This is a genomic window from Geodermatophilus obscurus, assembly GCF_900143215.1.
GTDB classification, from domain to species: Bacteria; Actinomycetota; Actinomycetes; order Mycobacteriales; family Geodermatophilaceae; genus Geodermatophilus; species Geodermatophilus obscurus_A.
Map to the genome: position 1 here is coordinate 19349 of NZ_FRDM01000018.1, position 16069 is coordinate 35417.

The window sequence follows — 16069 nt, forward strand, 5'->3', positions numbered from 1 at the left end:
AGGCCGCTCCCCAGCGCAGACGCGCACTGCTGTGGTGGAGACCATAGCAAGGACCCCCGTGCAGGGGCCCGGTCGGGCGAGGCCGATCCGTCGTCGACCGGCACCCTCTCGCGCTGTTCCACCCGCGTCCGCGCCGTTGCAGCGGTGCGTGAGTGCCGGGAACAGCGCGGGAGTCGACGGCAGTGCCGCTTGCCCGGGCGCCGGTCGCTGCGCCCCTACCGGCCGAGGTCGCGCCGCAGCCGGGGCACGTCGACGGTGAAGTAGGAGTGCTCCCGCCCGTCGAGCAGCACCACCGGCACGCGGTCGCCGTACTCGGCCTGCAGCTCCGGATCCGCGTCCACGTCGACCGTGGCCACCGCCAGCCCGGCCTCCGCGGCGAGTCGGTCGAGGGTCTCCGCGGCCACCGCGCACAGGTGGCAGTCGGCCCGGGTCAGCAGCTGCAGCCGGGGAGCGTCACCGGTCACCGTCGCCCCCGGCGGTCGGCTCGTCGTCGGCGCGGGCCAGGCCCAGCTCGCGCAGCCGCGCCCGGCTGACCTTGCCGGTCAGCGAGTGCGGCAGCGCGGCCAGCACGTGCACCGACGTCGGCACCTTGTACCGGGCCAGGGACGCCGCGGCGTGCTCCCGCAGCTCCTCGAGACCCAGCCGCGCACCCGGCCGCAGCGCGACCACGGCGCGCACGGCGGCGCCGGTCCGCGCGTCGGGCACGCCGATGACCGCGCTCTCCGCGACGGCCGGGTGCGCGTCGAGCACCCGCTCCACCTCGGCCGGGTAGACGTTGAAGCCGCTGACCAGGACCAGGTCGCTGCGCCGGTCGACCAGGTGCAGGTCGCCGTCCTCGTCGGCGTAGGCGAGGTCGCCGGTGGCCAGCCAGCCCTCGGCGTCCGGCCCGTCGGCGCCGTCGGGCCAGTACCCGGAGAAGAGGTTGGCGCCGCGGATCCATACCTCACCGGGGCCGTCCTCGGCGAGGTCCCCCGGCGCCGACACCTCGCCGTCCTCCGGCGGCTCGTGCAGCGCGGTGTCGCGCAGCTGCAGCTCCACCCCGGGGACCGGGCCGCCGATGCAGTTCGGCTTGGCCCGCCCGGTGGCCAGCGTGCTGGCCACCACCGGGCAGGCCTCGGTGAGTCCGTAGCCCTCCCACACGGCAACCCCGGCCCGCTCGCGCATCGCCGTCCAGACGTCCTCGGGCAGCGGTGCGGCGCCGGAGGAGGCGATCCGGACGGCGGCGAAGGCGCGGCGCAGGCCGGTGTCGGACCCGGCGGCGTCGGCCACGGCCAGCCAGGCCTGGTACAGGGGCGGGGCGCCCGGGATCGCGGTGACCTCCTCGCGCGCCATCACCTCGAGGGAGGTGACCGGGTCGAAGGACTCCACGAGCACCGCGCAGGCGCCGGTCGCGGCGACCAGGCCGAAGCCGGCGTTGAGGCCGTAGACGTGGAACAGCGGCAGCACCAGGAGCACGCGGTCGTCGGGCCGGACCGGCGGCGGGTCCATCCGCAGGCACTGCTCCTGGTTGGCCTGCAGCGCGGCGGCCGACAGCATCGCGCCGCGCGGCCGGCCGGTGGTCCCGCTGGTGTAGGCGAGGACGGCCAGGGAGCCGGGGGCCTCGGGCACCGCCGGCGGGGCGGCGTCGTCCGTCGGCGGCCCGGCGAGCACGGGCACGCCGGCCACCTGCGGCCGGTCCCCGGTCGCCACGAGCAGCGCCGCTCCGGAGTCGGTGAGCACGTACTCCAGCTCCGGGTCGGTGTAGGCGGTGTTGACCGGGACGACGACCAGCCCCGCGCGCAGGGCGCCCAGCGCCGCCCGCAGCCAGTCCACGCCGTTGGGCAGCTGGACGGCCACCCGATCGCCCAGGGCGAGGCCGCGGGCGGCATACCCGGCGGCCACGCGGTCGACCTGGGCGTCCAGCTCGCCCCAGCCCAGCCGCTGCTCGCCGGCCACGACCGCCGGCGCGTCCGCGCGGTCCCGGGCGGCCGCGTGCACCAGCACGGACAGCGAGCTACCGACGTCGGTCATGCACTTCTCCTCCGGTGGAGCGCTTCCGGTCACCCGCGGGAGGCGCCTCGGCCCGGCCGCGAACGGGGTGGCGTGGACGGGCCGCAGCGATGTTGTCACCACGGGCACACCCGCAGCGCCGGGCCCCCCGTACGGCGGGCGTTCCGGACCGGGACGACGGGGTCCCGGCGGGCGAGGAGGACGGACGCTCGCGGCGGTCGCGCCCGGTCGACGAGCGCGCGCCCGCAGCAGCGTCCGCCGGGTCACGGCCGCGACCCACCCCCGTGACCACGCCCTACCCGCGGACCGCCGGCGACACACTGCCCGCTCCGTGATCCCCGGGAGCCTGACGCGCCGATGCTGGACACCCCGCGGCCGATCTTCATCCGGCCGCTCGTCTGCTGAGCCCGGGCGAACGGTCGCGCCCGGACCCCCGGCCGCCGTGCCCGCGGACGCCACTAGGGTTCCCCCGGAGATCCACCAGCCGCCCGGAGGGGCGGTGGAGGAGCGACAGTGGAGGTCGTCGTGCCGGGACTGCCCTTCCGCGGCCGCCGCGCCCGCCGGGCGGACGTACCGGACGAGGAGACGCGGGCCCACGTCGCCGGCGCCGCCTCGGCCGCGGCCGCCGAGGTCGAGCCTGCGCCGGCCGCCGTCCCGGACCTGACCGCGGCGGCGTTCTTCGACGTCGACAACACGATGATGGTCGGCGCCTCGATCTTCTGGTTCGCCCGCGGCCTGGCCGCCCGCAAGTACCTCACCGCCCGCGACATGTCGCGCTTCGTGTGGCAGCAGGCGAAGTTCCGCATCGCCGGCAACGAGAGCGCCGGCGACATGCACACGATCCGGGAGAGCGCGCTGGCCTTCGTCGCCGGGCGCCCGGTGGCCGAGATCGTCCAGGCCGGCGAGGAGATCTACGACGAGCTGATGGCCGACCGGATCTGGGCCGGCACGCGGGTGCTCGCCCATCAGCACCTGGACGCCGGGCAGCGGGTCTGGCTGGTGACCGCGACGCCGGTGGAGCTGGCCGGCATCATCGCTCACCGGCTCGGGCTGACCGGCGCGCTGGGCACCGTCTCGGAGGTCGTCGACGGGCACTACACCGGGCGGCTGGTCGGCGAGCTGATGCACGGCGAGGCCAAGGCGGAGGCGGTCCGGGCGTTGGCCGACCGGGAGGGTCTGGACCTCTCCCGCTGCACCGCCTACAGCGACAGCTCCAACGACCTGCCGATGCTGACGCTCACCGGCCGCGCGGTCGCGGTGAACCCCGACACCGAGCTGCGTGCGGTCGCCCGGTCCCGCGGCTGGGAGATCAAGGACTTCCGCACCGGTCGCAAGGCCGCGAAGACCGTCGTGCCCACCGTGGCGGCCGCCGCGCTCTCCGGCGGGCTGGTCGGCGGCGCGCTCGCCCTGCGCCGCCGCAACAGGTTGCCCTGGTGACGCTCTGGAACGGCCCTCGTCAGGGCCCGCCGGCCTCCCTGCAGGGTCCCGCCGCGAGCGTGGTGACGTGCTGGAACGGCCCGGCTGCAGGGACCCGGCCCGAGCGGAGCGAGGGTCGGGGGGCAGCCGGGTCCTTCTTCAGCTGAAGACGGACCTGCGCTGCAGGAGCAGCTCGTAGAGCGACTGCTGGATCGTCTCGCGCACCTGGTCGGTGAGGTTGAAGACGAGCATCGGGTCCTCGGCGGCGGACGGACCGTAGGACGCCGTCTCGATCGGCTCCCCGAAGGCGATCAGCCACTTCGACGGCAGCGGCACCAGCCCCAGCGGGCCGAGCGCGGGGAAGGTCGGCGTCACCGGGAAGTAGGGCAGACCGAGCAGCCGGGCGAGGGTCTTGACGTTGCCGATCATCGGGTAGGTCTCCTCGGCCCCGACGATGGCGCACGGGATGATCGGCGCACCGGTGCGCAGCGCGGCGGTGACGAAACCGCCCCGGCCGAACCGCTGCAGGGTGTACCGCTCGCGGAACGGCTTGCCGATCCCCTTGAAGCCCTCGGGGAACACCCCGACCAGCTCGCCGCCGGTGAGCAGCCGCTCGGCGTCCTCGTTGCAGGCCAGCGTGGAGCCGAGCTTGCGCGACAGCGAGCCGATGACCGGCAGGTCGAACACCAGGTCGGCGCCGAGCAGCCGCAGCCGGCGCCGGGCCGGGTGGTCGTCGTGCAGCGCGACCGTCGCCATCATCGCGTCGAGCGGCACCGTCCCCGAGTGGTTGGCGACGACCAGCCCGCCGCCGGTGTCGGGCACGTTCTCCACCCCGTGGGTCTCGACCCGGAACCAGCGCGAGAACAGCGGCCGCAGCAACGGCAGGAGCACGTGGTCGGTGAGGTCGGCGTCGAACCCGAACTCGTCGGTGTCGTAGTCGCCGGTCAGCCGCCGCCGGAGGAACTCCAGGCCGCCGGCGACCTGCTCCTCCCACGAGGCGGACGACGGCGGCGGGACCCGCGGCTCGTCGTCGTCCGGCCGCAGCTGGATGACCCGTGCCTCAGGCATCGCGCACCGCCCGCAGGCCGGGGGTCGGCGGCGCCGGCCACAGCCGCTGCCCGACCGAACCCGCCGCCGAACCGACGCGGGCCACGAGATCCTGCGCCCGCGTGGTCACCCCGGTGACCACCTCGGGCGGGATCACCGGCGTCAGGGTGCTCGCGTAGTCGGCCAGCGCCTGCTCGGTCGTATAGCGCGGGGTGTAGCCGAACTCCTCGCGCAGCACGGTGGTGTCGACGACCCGGCCGAAGTTCAGGAAGCGCATCTGCTCCGGGGAGTAGTCGACGTAGCCGAACCGGCGGGTGAACCGGCCCAGGGACCCCAGCGCCGGCGAGGGCAGCGGGACCTGCAGGCGGCCCAGCCGGCGGATCACCTGTGACAGCAGCAACGTGCCCTCCCCACCGACGTTCGCGGTGCCGGCGAAGTCGCCGGTGGTGGCCCGCGTCAGCACCGCCAGCGCGTCGTCCTCGTGCAGCAGCTGGACACGGGCGTCGTACCCGAGCGCCGTCGGGACCAGCGGCATGCGCAGGAAGTGCGTGAGCACCGAGTCGATGCGCGGGCCGATGAAGTTGGTGAAGCGCAGCGCGGCCACCCCGACGTCGGGACGACGGCGGGCGAAGGACCGGACGTAGCCCTCGATGTCGAGGCTGTCCCGGGCGAAGCCCCCGGAGGGAACCCGACGGGCCTGCATGGCCTCGGTGAAGACGGCCGGGTCGCGCGAGGAGGCGCCGTAGACGGCACTGCTCGACTTGAGCACGAACCGACGGACCGACGAGGCCCGCTGGCAGGCGGCCAGCAGCTGCATCGTCCCGATGACGTTGAGTTCCTTCATCGGTCCCCGCCCGCCGGAGCCGGCGGGCGTGGAGCTGATGTTCATGTGCACGACCGTGTCGACCGACGCCGTCGCGATGACCTTGCCGATCAGCGGGTTGCGGATGTCGGCCCGCACGAACTCGGTGCGGCCCAGCCGGCGGAGCATCTCCGGCGACGGGGGGATGGTGTCCACCCCGATGACGCGCTCGATGGAGCGGTCGCGAGCGAGCTCGGCCGCCAGCGCACCACCGAGCCACCGGCTGACGCCGGTGACCAGGACGACGACGGGCGGCACGAGCGTCAGCTCACTTCTTGTTGCGGCGCTGGACGCGGGTCTTCTTCAGCAGCTTGCGGTGCTTCTTCTTCGCCATCCGCTTGCGGCGCTTCTTGATGACCGAACCCATGTGCGTGCTCCCGACGTCGTCGCGGCGCGGCGGCCACCGTCGACCGGGAGGTCGTACCGGGCACCGCGCGAGGTGATCAGCTCGTGTGCGACGACCGGGACCGATCGGTCCCGGTGTCGCTCGGCGCCCGAGCGTACCCGGCGGCCCCGCGGCGACGCTGCCGCGTGGGCCTGCCGGCGATCCGGACCCACCCGCGAGGGGTGGGGTGGTGCAGGAGGCCTCCGCGAGGAGCGGCGGTTCCGCCTCCTCCAGGGTCCTGCCCCGAGCCTGCGAGGCACTGGAACGGCCACCCTTCACGGACCCGCTGGCCTCCCTGCAGGGTCCCGCCGCGAGCTCGCGAGGGGTGGGGGCGGAGAGGTCCTCTCACGAGGGGTGGGGGAAGGGTGGTCCTTCGTCAGGCGAGGGCGACAGCGCGACTCCGCGCGCCGGAGCCGGCCCCTCTGCAGGGTCCCGTCGCAAGCTTGCGAGGGGCGGGGCAGAGGGGTCCTCTCTCACGCGATGTCGGTGTAGGCGTCGCGCAGGTAGTCCTGAACGGCGCGCTCGGGCACGCGGAACGAGCGGCCGACGCGGACGGCGGCGAGCTCGCCGGCGTGCACGAGGCGGTACACGGTCATCTTCGAGACGCGCATCATGCTGGCGACCTCGGCGACCGTCAGGAAGGTGACGGCGGCGCGGGGGGTCGGGACCGGCGGGCGGCCGACCGGCATGGCGGCGGGGTGCTGCGGCGGGATCGGGCGGGCCATGGTGGCGGCCTGGATCGGCCGGCCGACGGGGCGCGGGCCGGGAACGCCGGGGCGGGCGTAGGCGGCGGCGGGAATGGTGCGCTGGGGCATGGTCATCTCTTCATCTCCGGACCTAGCACGCGCCGGGCGTCGGCTTCCCCACCGACTACGGAGCCCGCATGTGCTGACACAGAGAGTAGGGGGACATGCGTGACAGAAGCGATGGAAGAAACGAACAGGGGGAACGGTCCGTCCTGGGCAGAACTAGACCTATGTAGCCGTATCGACATGTGCCTGGGCGCGTCGTCGACGACACGTCCCGACCCGGTCACGGATTGTCGACACATCGATGCTCCGTCGCGCTACGGTCACCGGTCGCGCGCGGCCCGCCCCAGCTCCACCGAGCGGGCGTGCGCCGCCTCGATGGCGGCGATGAGCGCCGCACGCACGCTGTGCCGCTCCAGCTCCCGGATGGCGGCGATCGTCGTCCCGCCGGGGCTGGTGACCGCCTCCCGCAGCTGCACCGGGTGCTCACCGGAGTCGCGCAGCATGACCGCCGAGCCCAGCGCGGTCTGCACGATGAGGTCCGCGGCCAGGTCGCGCGGCAGGCCCAGCAGGATGCCGGCGTCGACCATCGCCTCGACCAGGTAGAAGAAGTACGCCGGGCCGCTGCCCGACAGCGCCGTGACGGCGTCCTGCTGGGCCTCCGGCACCCGCCGCACCCGCCCGACGGCGGCCAGCAGCGTCTCGGCCTCGTCCAGGTGCCCCTCGTCGGCGTGCGCCCCGGCCGAGAGCACGCTCATCCCCTCGTCGACCAGCGCCGGGGTGTTGGGCATGACCCGGACGACGGGGACGCCCGCGGGCAGGGCGGCCTCGATGGTGGCCGTCGGGACGCCGGCGGCGACCGACACCACCAGGTGACCGGGGTCCACCGAGCCCGCCAGGGACCCCAGCAGCGTGCCGATGTCCTGCGGCTTGACCGCGAGCAGCAGCACCCGCGCCCGGGAGGCGGCCTCGGCCAGCCCCAGCACCGGGACGCCGTAGCGCGCGGTCAGCTCCGCGGCCCGCTCCGGGTGCCGCTCGCAGACGACGATCCCGTCGGCCCCGCCGCGGCGGACGAGGCCGGAGATCAGGGCCTCCCCGATCTTGCCGCCACCGATGATGGCCAGCCCGGAGCGGCCGGCGCCCCCGGCGCTCACGACCGGCCCTCCGCGCGACGCACGGCGGGAACCGGGGCACCCGAGCGCAGGACCACCCGCACCCGGTACCCGCCGGCGACCAGCCGGCGCTGCTGCTCGCTGCGGACCTGCCACGGCATGACGTACTCCCAGCTGTCGGGGACTCGTTCGTTCCAGGCGGCGCGCTCGCCGGCGAGGGCGACCAGGCGCGGGTCGGTCGTGCCGACGCCGGGGCGCCCGGCCCCGCTCATCAGCACCTCGAGGCAGCGCACGAAGGCCAGGTCGGCGGCCGCGCCCCGCCCGCCGGTGAGCCGCACCCGGCCGCCGGCCAGCGCGTGGCAGCGCTCCTCCGCGGCGGGGTCGGCCGCGCGGACCACCACGGTCACCGGGCCGGTCTCGGCGGCCAGGGCGTCCACCGCGGCGGGGTCGCCGTCCAGCGCCACGTCCAGGCCGGCACCGGCGGCGGCGCGGGCCACTCCGGCGGCCGCGCCGCCCAGCCGGTCGACGGGGACGGTGAGCTCGCAGGCGCCCGCCAGCCCGGCGCCGGCCACCCGGGCGACGAGGTCGCGCAGCTCGGCGGCGGCGTCCGCGGCGGGCGGGTGCTCGAGGGCGACCGCGCACCCCGCTGCAGTGGCGTCGGCGGCGGCACGGACCGGGTCGGCGACCCGCGGGCCGGCGCCGGGGAGGACGTCGAGCAGGCGGCGCACCGGGCTGTGATCCGTGCACGCACGGGGTCGAACCTAGTGCTCGGGGCGTGTGTGCTCCTCAGGGGCGGGGTAGCCGCCGCCGCATGGCTGACGAACTCGACGGGTTGAAGGTGGCCGTCCTCGCGACCGACGGCGTGGAGCAGGTGGAGCTCGACCGGCCCTGGCAGGCGCTCGACGAGGCCGGCGCCCAGCCGGAGCTGGTGTCGCTCGAGGCCGGTGAGATCACCGCCTACCAGCACATCGACAAGGGCGACACCAAGAAGGTGGACGCGGTCGTCAGCTCGACCGACCCCGACGAGTACGGCGCGCTGGTGCTGCCCGGCGGCGTCATCAACGGCGACTTCATCCGCGCCGACGCCGACGCCGTGGCCTTCGTCAAGGCGTTCTTCGACGCGGGCAAGCCGGTGGCGGCGATCTGCCACGCCGGATGGGTGCTCGCCGAGGCCGACGTCGTCCGCGGGCGGAGGATGACCTCCTGGCCCTCGCTGCGGACCGACCTGCGCAACGCCGGCGCGACGTGGGTGGACGAGGAGGTCGTCGTCGACGGCAACCTGGTGACCAGCCGCAACCCCGACGACCTCGACGCGTTCACCGCCGCGATCGTCGAGCAGTTCGCCGCCGAGCCGGTCGACGACGAGGACTGAGGCCGGCGACCCCTCTGGGAGGTAGGAGGACCCCCTCCTCCCACCCCTCGCGGGCTCGGGGCGGTGCCCGGACGGGGCCGGCGGCGGGACCCGGAGGGGCCGAGCGTGGGGAAAGGGCGGTCCGTCAGCCGGTGGCGAGCAGGCCCGCGGCCGGCGCGATGGTGAGCAGGGTCCCGGCGAAGACCAGCACCGCCACCAGCCGGGCGCCGACCGGCTCCCGGTCCTGACGCTGCCGCCACGCACCGACGCCGCCGACCAGCCCGGCCACCGCGACCGGGGCCAGGAGGACGGCCAGGTAGGGCAGCTGCTGCCAGAGCACGGTGAACAGGAAGTAGATGCCGACGCCGGCGGCCAGCGCCAGCACCAGCTCGCCGCCGAAGCGCAGCCAGGCCATCGCGCCCTCGCGGGGAGCGAGGCCGTCGTCCTCGAGCAGCGGCGGGTCGTCGGCCCGGACCACGGGGATCGGGCCGGTCCGCGGGCCGGGAGCGGCGGTCCCCCGCTCGCGGGGCGGCCGCTCCCGCGACCGGTCCTCCCGCGACCGGTCCTCCCGCACGGCCCCGTCGCGCGCGGCCCCGGGCGCGGTCGCACCCGGGACGCCGGGCTTGCGCGAGGGCCGCAGGCCGGGGATGGCCGCGGTGGAGGGTTCCGGCTGCCGGCGTCCGGCCCGCCGGTCGCCCCGCGGTGCGGCGGAGGCGCCGTCCCCGGTCCGGTCGCTGGCCCGCCGGCCGAACTCCGGCCGGTCGGCCACCCGCCCGGTGTCCCCCGTGCCGCGCTGGCGGACGCCGGTGTCCTCGAGCTCGTCCCCTCGCCGACGCCGTCCGCGGGTCGGTGACTCGACCCCGGCCTCGCGCAGGATGTCGGCGAGCGGACGGCCGCCGGTCTCCGGGTCGCGGCGTGCCTCGCCGCGGCTGCCGGGAGGAGTGCTCATCTCTCGTCCTCCAACGAGTCCAGTCGCCGGAGGATGACGCCCTCCCGCAGCGCCCACGGGCAAATCCGCACGGACGGTACGTCCAGCGCCCGCATGGCGGCCCGCGCCACGACGGCACCCCCGGGGATCTGGTGGGCCCGGTCGGGCGACACGCCCTGCAGCTCGGCCAGCGCGGAGGACTCGATGCGGGCGACGAACCCGAGCAGCTGCACCAGCCCCTCCCGGGTCAGCTGGCGCGGGGCGCGCAGGCCGGCGGAGTAGGGCGCCGCGCCGGTCAACCGGGCCAGCGTCCGGAACGTCTTGGAGGTCGCCGCCACCAGGTCCGGCGGGCCGCCGGCCAGCAGCTTCTTCGCCGCGGGCTCGAGCAGGTCGGCGGCGTGCTCGTCGAGCTCGGCGAGGGCGTGCAGGTCCGGGCGCCCGCCGGTGCGCGCCTCGGGCAGGAAGCGCCGGGTCACCCGGCCGGCGCCCAGCGGGAGCGACAGCGCGACGTCGGGGTCCTCGTCGAAGCCGCTGGCCAGTTCCAGCGATCCGCCGCCGATGTCCAACACCAGCAGCCGCCCGGCGCTCCACCCGAACCACCGGCGGACGGCGAGGAAGGTCAGCCGCGCCTCCTCCTCGCCGCTGGTCACCTGCAGCTCCACGCCGGTCCTGTCCCGCACCCGCTCCAGCACGTCCATGCCGTTGCGGGCGTCGCGGATGGCGGAGGTGACCAGCGCCAGCACCTCGTCGCAGCCCTGCTTCTCGGCCTGCTCGCACGCCTTGCGCACGGCCTTGAGCAGCGCCTTCTCGCCGTCCTTGGACAGCAGGTCGTCGTCGCCGACGTGCTCGGCGAGGCGCAGCAGCCAGCGGTCGTCGTGCTGCGGGGTCGGGTGACCGCCGCGATGGGCGGAGACCACGAGCAGGTGCACGGTGTTCGAGCCGACGTCCAGCACCCCGAGCCTCATGCGGTCAGTCTGCATGGCCGCCTCCAGGGGCTCGCGCCGAGCGGAGCGAGAGAGAGCACCCGCTCCTCCCCGACCCTCGCAAGCTCGGGCCGGGACCCTGGAGCGGGCAGGAGCCGGAGGTCCCTTCTCTACGCTGGACGGGTGCACGACGTCCCGCCCGAGGTGCCGCTGGACTTCGCCCGCGAGTGGGTCGAGTTCCCCGACCCGGCTGACCCGCACCACGTCGTCCGGGCCGACCTGACCTGGCTGTCGTCCGCCTGGACCTGCGTCTTCGGCCGCGGTTGCGCCGGCGTCGTCGAGGGCCGCCCGGACGACGGCTGCTGCAGCCACGGGGCCTTCTTCGCCGACGAGGACGACCTGGCCCGCGTCACCGCCGCCGTCGCCGACCTCCCCGACGAGGACTGGCAGCTGGCCCCCGTGGGCCGCAGCGCCTGGACCGAGGAGGACGACGCCGACGAGCACGAAGGTGGCGTGCGCTCGCTGCGCACCCGCCTGGTCGACGGCGCCTGCGTCTTCCTCAACCGGCCCGGCTTCCCCGGCGGCACCGGCTGCGCGCTGCACCGGATGGCGCTGCGCGAGGGGCTGCACCCGCTGCTCACCAAGCCCGACGTCTGCTGGCAGCTGCCGGTGCGCCGCGAGCAGGAGCAGGTCGAGCGCGCCGACGGCACGACGGTGCTGGTGTCGAGCATCGGCGAGTTCGACCGCCGCGGCTGGGGCCCCGGCGGGCACGACCTGCACTGGTGGTGCACCGGCTCCCCGGCGGCGCACGTCTCCGCCGAGCCGCTCGTGGTCACCTACGCCGGGGAGCTCACCGCCCTCCTGGGGACGGCGGCCTACGCGGAGCTGCGGCGGCTGACCGAGGAGCGCCTGGACCGGGGCCTGGTCGCCCCGCACCCGGCCAGCCCGGCACCCGTGCCGGTGACGCTGCACCGCCGTCGTCCCTGAACGTCCACCCGATCGGAGGTCCGGCAGCACCGACCCGGCCACGCTGCGCCACTACCCTCTCCCCCGACTGACCGACGAGCGGACGGCGGGGAGCAGTGGACGAGGAGCGCGCGCCGGCGGCCCCGCCCCCGGCCGGGGAGCGCACCACGGCCGCCGCCGCGCGCCCCGACAACGCCTTCTTCGCGCTGGTCCGCATCCCGGTCTTCCGCCGGCTGTGGGCGGCGATCGCCGTCTCCAGCCTCGGCGACTGGCTGGGCCTGCTGGCCACCACGGCCATGGCCCAGCAGCTCACCCGCGAGGAGTCCCTCGCGGTGCAGGGCGCCGCGATCTCCGGCGTCATCCTCACCCGGCTGCTGCCCGACCTGGTGCTGGGCCCGCTGGCCGGAGCGCTGGCCGACCGGCTGGACCGGCGGACGACGGTCGTCGTCGGGGAGCTGCTGGCGCTCGCGCTGTACCTGTCCATCGCGGTCACCTACGAGCTGACCTGGCTCTACGTCGCGCAGTTCCTCGTCGAGGCGGTCGGGCTGTTCACCAACCCGGCCAAGCAGGCGATGTGGGTGTCGATCGTGCCTCGCGAGCGGCTCGCCGTGGCCAACCAGGTCTCGCTGTTCTCCGTGTACGGCGCCGTCCCCGTCGCCGCCCTGGTGTTCGCCCTGATGTCGACGGTCAGCCGGCTGGTCGGCGAGGGCGACGGCAGCGAGGCCCGGACGGCGATCGTCGTCGCGCTCGTCGTCAACGCCGGCACCTTCGGCCTGAGCGCGGCCACCGTGTTCCTCTCCCGCCGGCTCATCCCGGGCACGCCGGTCGACCGGGACGGCGGGCAGCGCAACGTGCTGTCGCTGGTCGTGGAGGGCGTGGCCTTCCTGCGCGGGCAGCCGTTCATGCGCGCCCTCTACGTGGGTGTCATCGGCGCGTTCGGCGCCGGCGGCCTCACCGTCGGGGTCGCCCAGCTGTACGTGGCCACGCTGCGCGCCGGCGCGGCCGGCTACTCGGTCGTGTTCGGCGTCGTCTTCACCGGCCTGGCCATCGGCATGCTGGCCGGCCCCCGGATCCTGCCCACGGTGCCGCGGCGCAGCGTGTTCACGCACGCCATCGGGCTGGCCGGGGTGGCCCTGCTGGTGATGTCCCTGCTGCGGGACTTCGTGCTGGCCACCGCCGCGGCGTTCTGCGTGGGCCTGTTCGCCGGCGTCAGCTGGATCATCGGCTACACGCTGATCGGCTTCGAGGTGGAGGACCGGCTGCGCGGCCGCGTCTTCGCCTTCGTCATCTCCTCGGTGCGCATCGTCCTGCTCCTGGCGGTGGCGGTCGGCCCGGGCCTGGCGGGGCTGCTCGGCACCCACGACGTCCGCCTGGGCGACCTGGTGCTCACCCTGACCGGCCCCGGCCTGACGCTGCTGGTGGGCGGGGTGATCGCCCTGGGGGTGAGCGCCTACGCCACCCGCCAGGTGGTGCCGGCGCGCTCGCGCACGCGGTTCCGCGACGTGCTCCGGCTGCTGTGGGGCCGCTCGGACCTGTTCTCGGCCGCCTCCAGCGGCGTGGGGCTGTTCGTCGTCGTCGAGGGGGCCGACCGCGAGCTCACCCGCCGCTACACCGCGGAGCTGGCGCAGGTGCTGCGCGACTGCGGCTGCCCGGTCGAGGTCACCTCCGAGCCCAGCGACACCCAGCTGGGCCGGCAGGTGCGCGGCCTGCTCTTCCCGCCTCGGCACGGCTCGGGCACCGGCTTCCCGGAGCCGGAGCCGGCCGTCGACGACACCGGCAGCCCGGTCGGGGCGCACACCGCCGCGCTGCTGGCCGCCGCCGACCGCGCGCAGCACGTCGCGACGGTGATCCGCCCGGCCCTCGAGCGCAGACGGGTGGTGGTCAACACCCACTACGTGGACACCTCGATCGCGTTCCACGGCGCCGGCCAGGGGCTGGACGCCGACCGCATCTTCCGGACGTCGCTGTGGGCCACCCGCGGGCTGCTGCCGGACCTCACCGTCGTCGTCGACTCCCCCGTCACCTGCGCTCCCGCGGACGCGGACGCCGAGGCGGTGCGCCGCGCCTTCCTCGCCCAGGCCGAGGCCGCGCCGGACCGCTACGTCGTCGTCCCGGGGGAGCTGCTGGACGCCGACGGCGGGGAGGGGCTGGTCTCCCCCGTCGTCCGCCGGCGGCTGGCCACCCTGGTGGCCACGCGCTACCCGCCCTCCGCCGCGGACTCCGCGGTGCCCGCGGCGCCGGGCGCGGCCTCGACCGCTGCCGCGGAACGGGCCGGTCGCTCCGTAGGCTGACCGGGTGGACGAGCGCACCGGCTGGACGGCCGAGGACACCGAGGACGTCGTCTGCTGCCTGTGCCGGGTGCCCGGCACGCTGGTGCACGACGTCGCCCCGTTCGGCGTGGTCCGCTGCCCGCAGTGCGAACTCGTCTTCACCAGCCCGCGGCTGCGCCCCGAGGCGCTGCAGCGGATCTACGACGACGCCGGCTACTTCGAGGGCGGCGTCTACGGCTCCGCCGTCTCCACCGACGCGGCGCCCTCGATCGAGACGCGCCTCTCCCCGGCGATGCTGCTGCAGCGCACCTGGACGGCGGGCCGGCTCGCCCTGATCGACCGGGAGCGGGGCGGCCCGGCGGCGGGCGGGCGGCTGCTGGAGGTCGGCGCGGGCTACGGCCTGTTCCTCGCCGCGGCCCGCGAGGCGGGGTGGACGACGTCCGGCGTCGAGCTCTCCCGCACCGGGGCCAAGCACGCCCAGGACACCCTGGGGCTCGACGTGTTCTGCGGCCAGCTCGAGGAGGCGCCGTTGACCCCCGGCTCCGACGTCGTCTGCGCCTGGGACACCGTCGAGCACGTGCCCGACCCGCTGTCGTTCTGGCGGACGGTGCGCGCACAGGTCGCCGACGACGGCGTGGTCCTGTTCTCGACGCCCTACGTCTCCTCGCTGCCGGCGCGGCTGCTCGGCACCCGCTGGTGGACGCTCAAGCCGACCGAGCACATCTGGCACTTCACCCCGCGCACCCACGCGTTGCTGCTGGCCCGGGCCGGGCTGGCGCTGACCCGGGTCGTGCGCAACCCGCTGGCCCCGGCCAACGCGGGGCGGCTGGACTCCCTGGTCGGCGTCGCCCGGCCGATCCCGGACGCCTAGTCCCGGGTCCTGTCGGCCCCTGCAGGGTCCCGCCGCAGGCCCTGTCCCGAGGCTCGCTGGCCCCCTGCAGGGTCCCGCCGCGAGCCTGCGAGTGGCGGGGGGCAGGGGGCAGGGGGTCCTCTCACGAGGGGTGAGGAGGACGGGGTCCTTCAACGGTGGGGGGCAGGGGGTCCTTCATCAGGCGGCCCGGTCGTCGTCCGCCGCGGCGAGCGTCCGGCGGAACGTCTGCCGGTAGGCCCGCGGGGAGACGCCCCGGCGGCGGGTGAACTGCTCGCGGAAGCCCGCGGCGGTGCCGAAGCCGACCAGCCGGGCGATCTCCTCCACGGGGGCGTCGCTGCCCTCCAGCAGCGCCTCGGCGGCGGCCAGCCGCTGGGCCAGCAGCCAGGCGTGCGGCGTCGTCCCGGTGGTGGCCTTGAACCGGCGGGCGAAGCTGCGCGGGCTCATCAGCGCGCGGCGGGCGAGCAGGTCGACGCTGAGGTCGTCGGCGAGGTGGTTCTGCGCCCACTCCAGGACCGCGCCGAGCAGGTCGTCCTGGCACTCGGCGACGGGGGCGTCGATGAACTGCGCCTGCCCGCCGTCGCGGTGCGGCGGCACCACCATCTCCCGCGCCAGCGCGTTGGCGGCCGCCGCACCCCACTCGCGGCGCACGAGGTGGAGCAGGGTGTCGACGCCGGCCGCCGTCCCGGCGCCGGTGATGACCCGGCCGTTGTCCACGTAGAGCACCGACGGGTCGACCTGGACGGCGGGGTAGCGGGCGGCCAGCTCCCCGGCGTACTTCCAGTGGGTGGTGACCCGCTTGCCGTCGAGGAGCCCCGCCTCCGCGAGCACGAAGGCACCCGTGCAGTGGCTGACGATCGTGGCGCCGCGGGCGTACGCCCCGCGCAGGGCATCGAGCAGCGCGGGCGACGGCACGCGGTCGAACAGCTCCCAGGCCGTGATCGAGACGATGTCCGAGCGGGCCAGCCGCTCCAGGTCGTGCTCCACCGTGATGGGGATCCCGGTGTCGGTGCGCAGCACCCCCGGCGCCTCGGTGACCAGCGCGAAGTCGAAGCGCGGCAGCCCCATGTGCCGGCGGTCGTAGCCGAAGACCTCGGCGCACACGCCGAGCCCGAAGCTGCCGACGAGACCGTCGGCGACGACGACGCTCACGACCAGCGGGCGACTCGTTGCTGCCATGCACGGAGTATGGCAGGAAACATG

General features: G+C 75.6%; 16 protein-coding genes. 5 read left to right on the forward strand and 11 right to left on the reverse strand.

The annotated features are described in order from the left end of the window. Positions 1-215: 215 nt before the first annotated feature. Positions 216-464, reverse strand: coding sequence for a glutaredoxin family protein (locus tag BUB17_RS16060; RefSeq protein ID WP_072919657.1), 249 nt, complete (start codon positions 462-464; stop codon positions 216-218). Then, positions 454-2010, reverse strand: a complete 1557-nt coding sequence (locus BUB17_RS16065) for an AMP-binding protein (RefSeq protein WP_072919658.1) — start codon at positions 2008-2010, stop codon at positions 454-456. The genes BUB17_RS16060 and BUB17_RS16065 overlap by 11 nt, the downstream gene beginning before the upstream one ends. 492 nt (positions 2011-2502) lie before the next feature. Here BUB17_RS16065 and BUB17_RS16070 point away from each other — a divergent pair, with 492 nt between their 5' ends. Continuing rightward, complete coding sequence (locus BUB17_RS16070; RefSeq protein ID WP_083606367.1) at positions 2503-3426, forward strand: HAD family hydrolase; 924 nt, start codon at positions 2503-2505, stop codon at positions 3424-3426. A 138-nt stretch (positions 3427-3564) separates the two neighbouring features. On the opposite strand, the gene BUB17_RS16075 is transcribed toward BUB17_RS16070, so the two are convergent. From BUB17_RS16075 to BUB17_RS26170, 6 genes are all read right to left on the reverse strand, one after another. Continuing rightward, positions 3565-4473: a lysophospholipid acyltransferase family protein gene (locus BUB17_RS16075; protein ID WP_175561387.1), complete on the reverse strand. Its 909-nt coding sequence runs from the start codon at positions 4471-4473 to the stop codon at positions 3565-3567. Continuing rightward, positions 4466-5572, reverse strand: coding sequence for an NAD-dependent epimerase/dehydratase family protein (locus BUB17_RS16080; RefSeq protein WP_072919662.1), 1107 nt, complete (start codon positions 5570-5572; stop codon positions 4466-4468). Before BUB17_RS16080 ends, BUB17_RS16075 begins: the two co-directional genes overlap by 8 nt. Positions 5573-5582: 10 nt before the next feature. Further along, entirely contained in the window at positions 5583-5681 is a 99-nt protein-coding gene (locus BUB17_RS16085; protein WP_012854759.1) for a 30S ribosomal protein bS22, read from the reverse strand. A 491-nt stretch (positions 5682-6172) separates the two neighbouring features. Then, complete coding sequence (locus tag BUB17_RS27865; protein ID WP_244277276.1) at positions 6173-6520, reverse strand: helix-turn-helix domain-containing protein; 348 nt, start codon at positions 6518-6520, stop codon at positions 6173-6175. A gap of 251 nt (positions 6521-6771) precedes the next feature. Continuing rightward, positions 6772-7602 carry a pyrroline-5-carboxylate reductase gene (gene proC / locus BUB17_RS16095; RefSeq protein WP_072919663.1) on the reverse strand — a complete coding sequence of 277 codons (831 nt, stop codon included), beginning with the start codon at positions 7600-7602 and terminating at the stop codon, positions 6772-6774. After that, positions 7599-8288, reverse strand: coding sequence for a hypothetical protein (locus BUB17_RS26170; RefSeq protein ID WP_072919681.1), 690 nt, complete (start codon positions 8286-8288; stop codon positions 7599-7601). Before BUB17_RS26170 ends, proC begins: the two co-directional genes overlap by 4 nt. An 83-nt stretch (positions 8289-8371) precedes the next feature. On the opposite strand from BUB17_RS26170, the gene BUB17_RS16105 reads away from it, so the two are divergent. Next, entirely contained in the window at positions 8372-8932 is a 561-nt protein-coding gene (locus BUB17_RS16105) for a type 1 glutamine amidotransferase domain-containing protein (protein ID WP_072919683.1), read from the forward strand. Between the two features lie 124 nt (positions 8933-9056). On the opposite strand, the gene BUB17_RS16110 is transcribed toward BUB17_RS16105, so the two are convergent. After that, on the reverse strand, positions 9057-9860 hold the full coding sequence (locus BUB17_RS16110; protein WP_072919686.1) for an MFS transporter: 804 nt from the start codon (positions 9858-9860) through the stop codon (positions 9057-9059). Then, positions 9857-10804, reverse strand: a complete 948-nt coding sequence (locus BUB17_RS16115; RefSeq protein ID WP_072919759.1) for a Ppx/GppA family phosphatase — start codon at positions 10802-10804, stop codon at positions 9857-9859. Before BUB17_RS16115 ends, BUB17_RS16110 begins: the two co-directional genes overlap by 4 nt. A 141-nt stretch (positions 10805-10945) precedes the next feature. On the opposite strand from BUB17_RS16115, the gene BUB17_RS16120 reads away from it, so the two are divergent. The 3 genes from BUB17_RS16120 to BUB17_RS16130 all read left to right on the forward strand — a co-directional run bounded on the left by BUB17_RS16120 (position 10946) and on the right by BUB17_RS16130 (position 14869). Next, the gene (locus BUB17_RS16120; protein WP_072919688.1) at positions 10946-11749 is read left to right on the forward strand and encodes a DUF3109 family protein; all 804 of its coding nucleotides are present in this window, start codon (positions 10946-10948) and stop codon (positions 11747-11749) included. Between the two features lie 95 nt (positions 11750-11844). Then, positions 11845-14019: a bifunctional MFS transporter/dTMP kinase gene (locus BUB17_RS16125; RefSeq protein WP_072919689.1), complete on the forward strand. Its 2175-nt coding sequence runs from the start codon at positions 11845-11847 to the stop codon at positions 14017-14019. 4 nt (positions 14020-14023) lie between these two features. After that, positions 14024-14869, forward strand: a complete 846-nt coding sequence (locus BUB17_RS16130; protein WP_072919691.1) for a class I SAM-dependent methyltransferase — start codon at positions 14024-14026, stop codon at positions 14867-14869. 177 nt (positions 14870-15046) lie between these two features. Here the strand turns inward: BUB17_RS16130 and BUB17_RS16135 are convergent, their stop codons facing one another. Continuing rightward, the gene (locus BUB17_RS16135) at positions 15047-16045 is read right to left on the reverse strand and encodes a helix-turn-helix domain-containing protein (protein WP_072919693.1); all 999 of its coding nucleotides are present in this window, start codon (positions 16043-16045) and stop codon (positions 15047-15049) included. Positions 16046-16069: the final 24 nt, after the last annotated feature.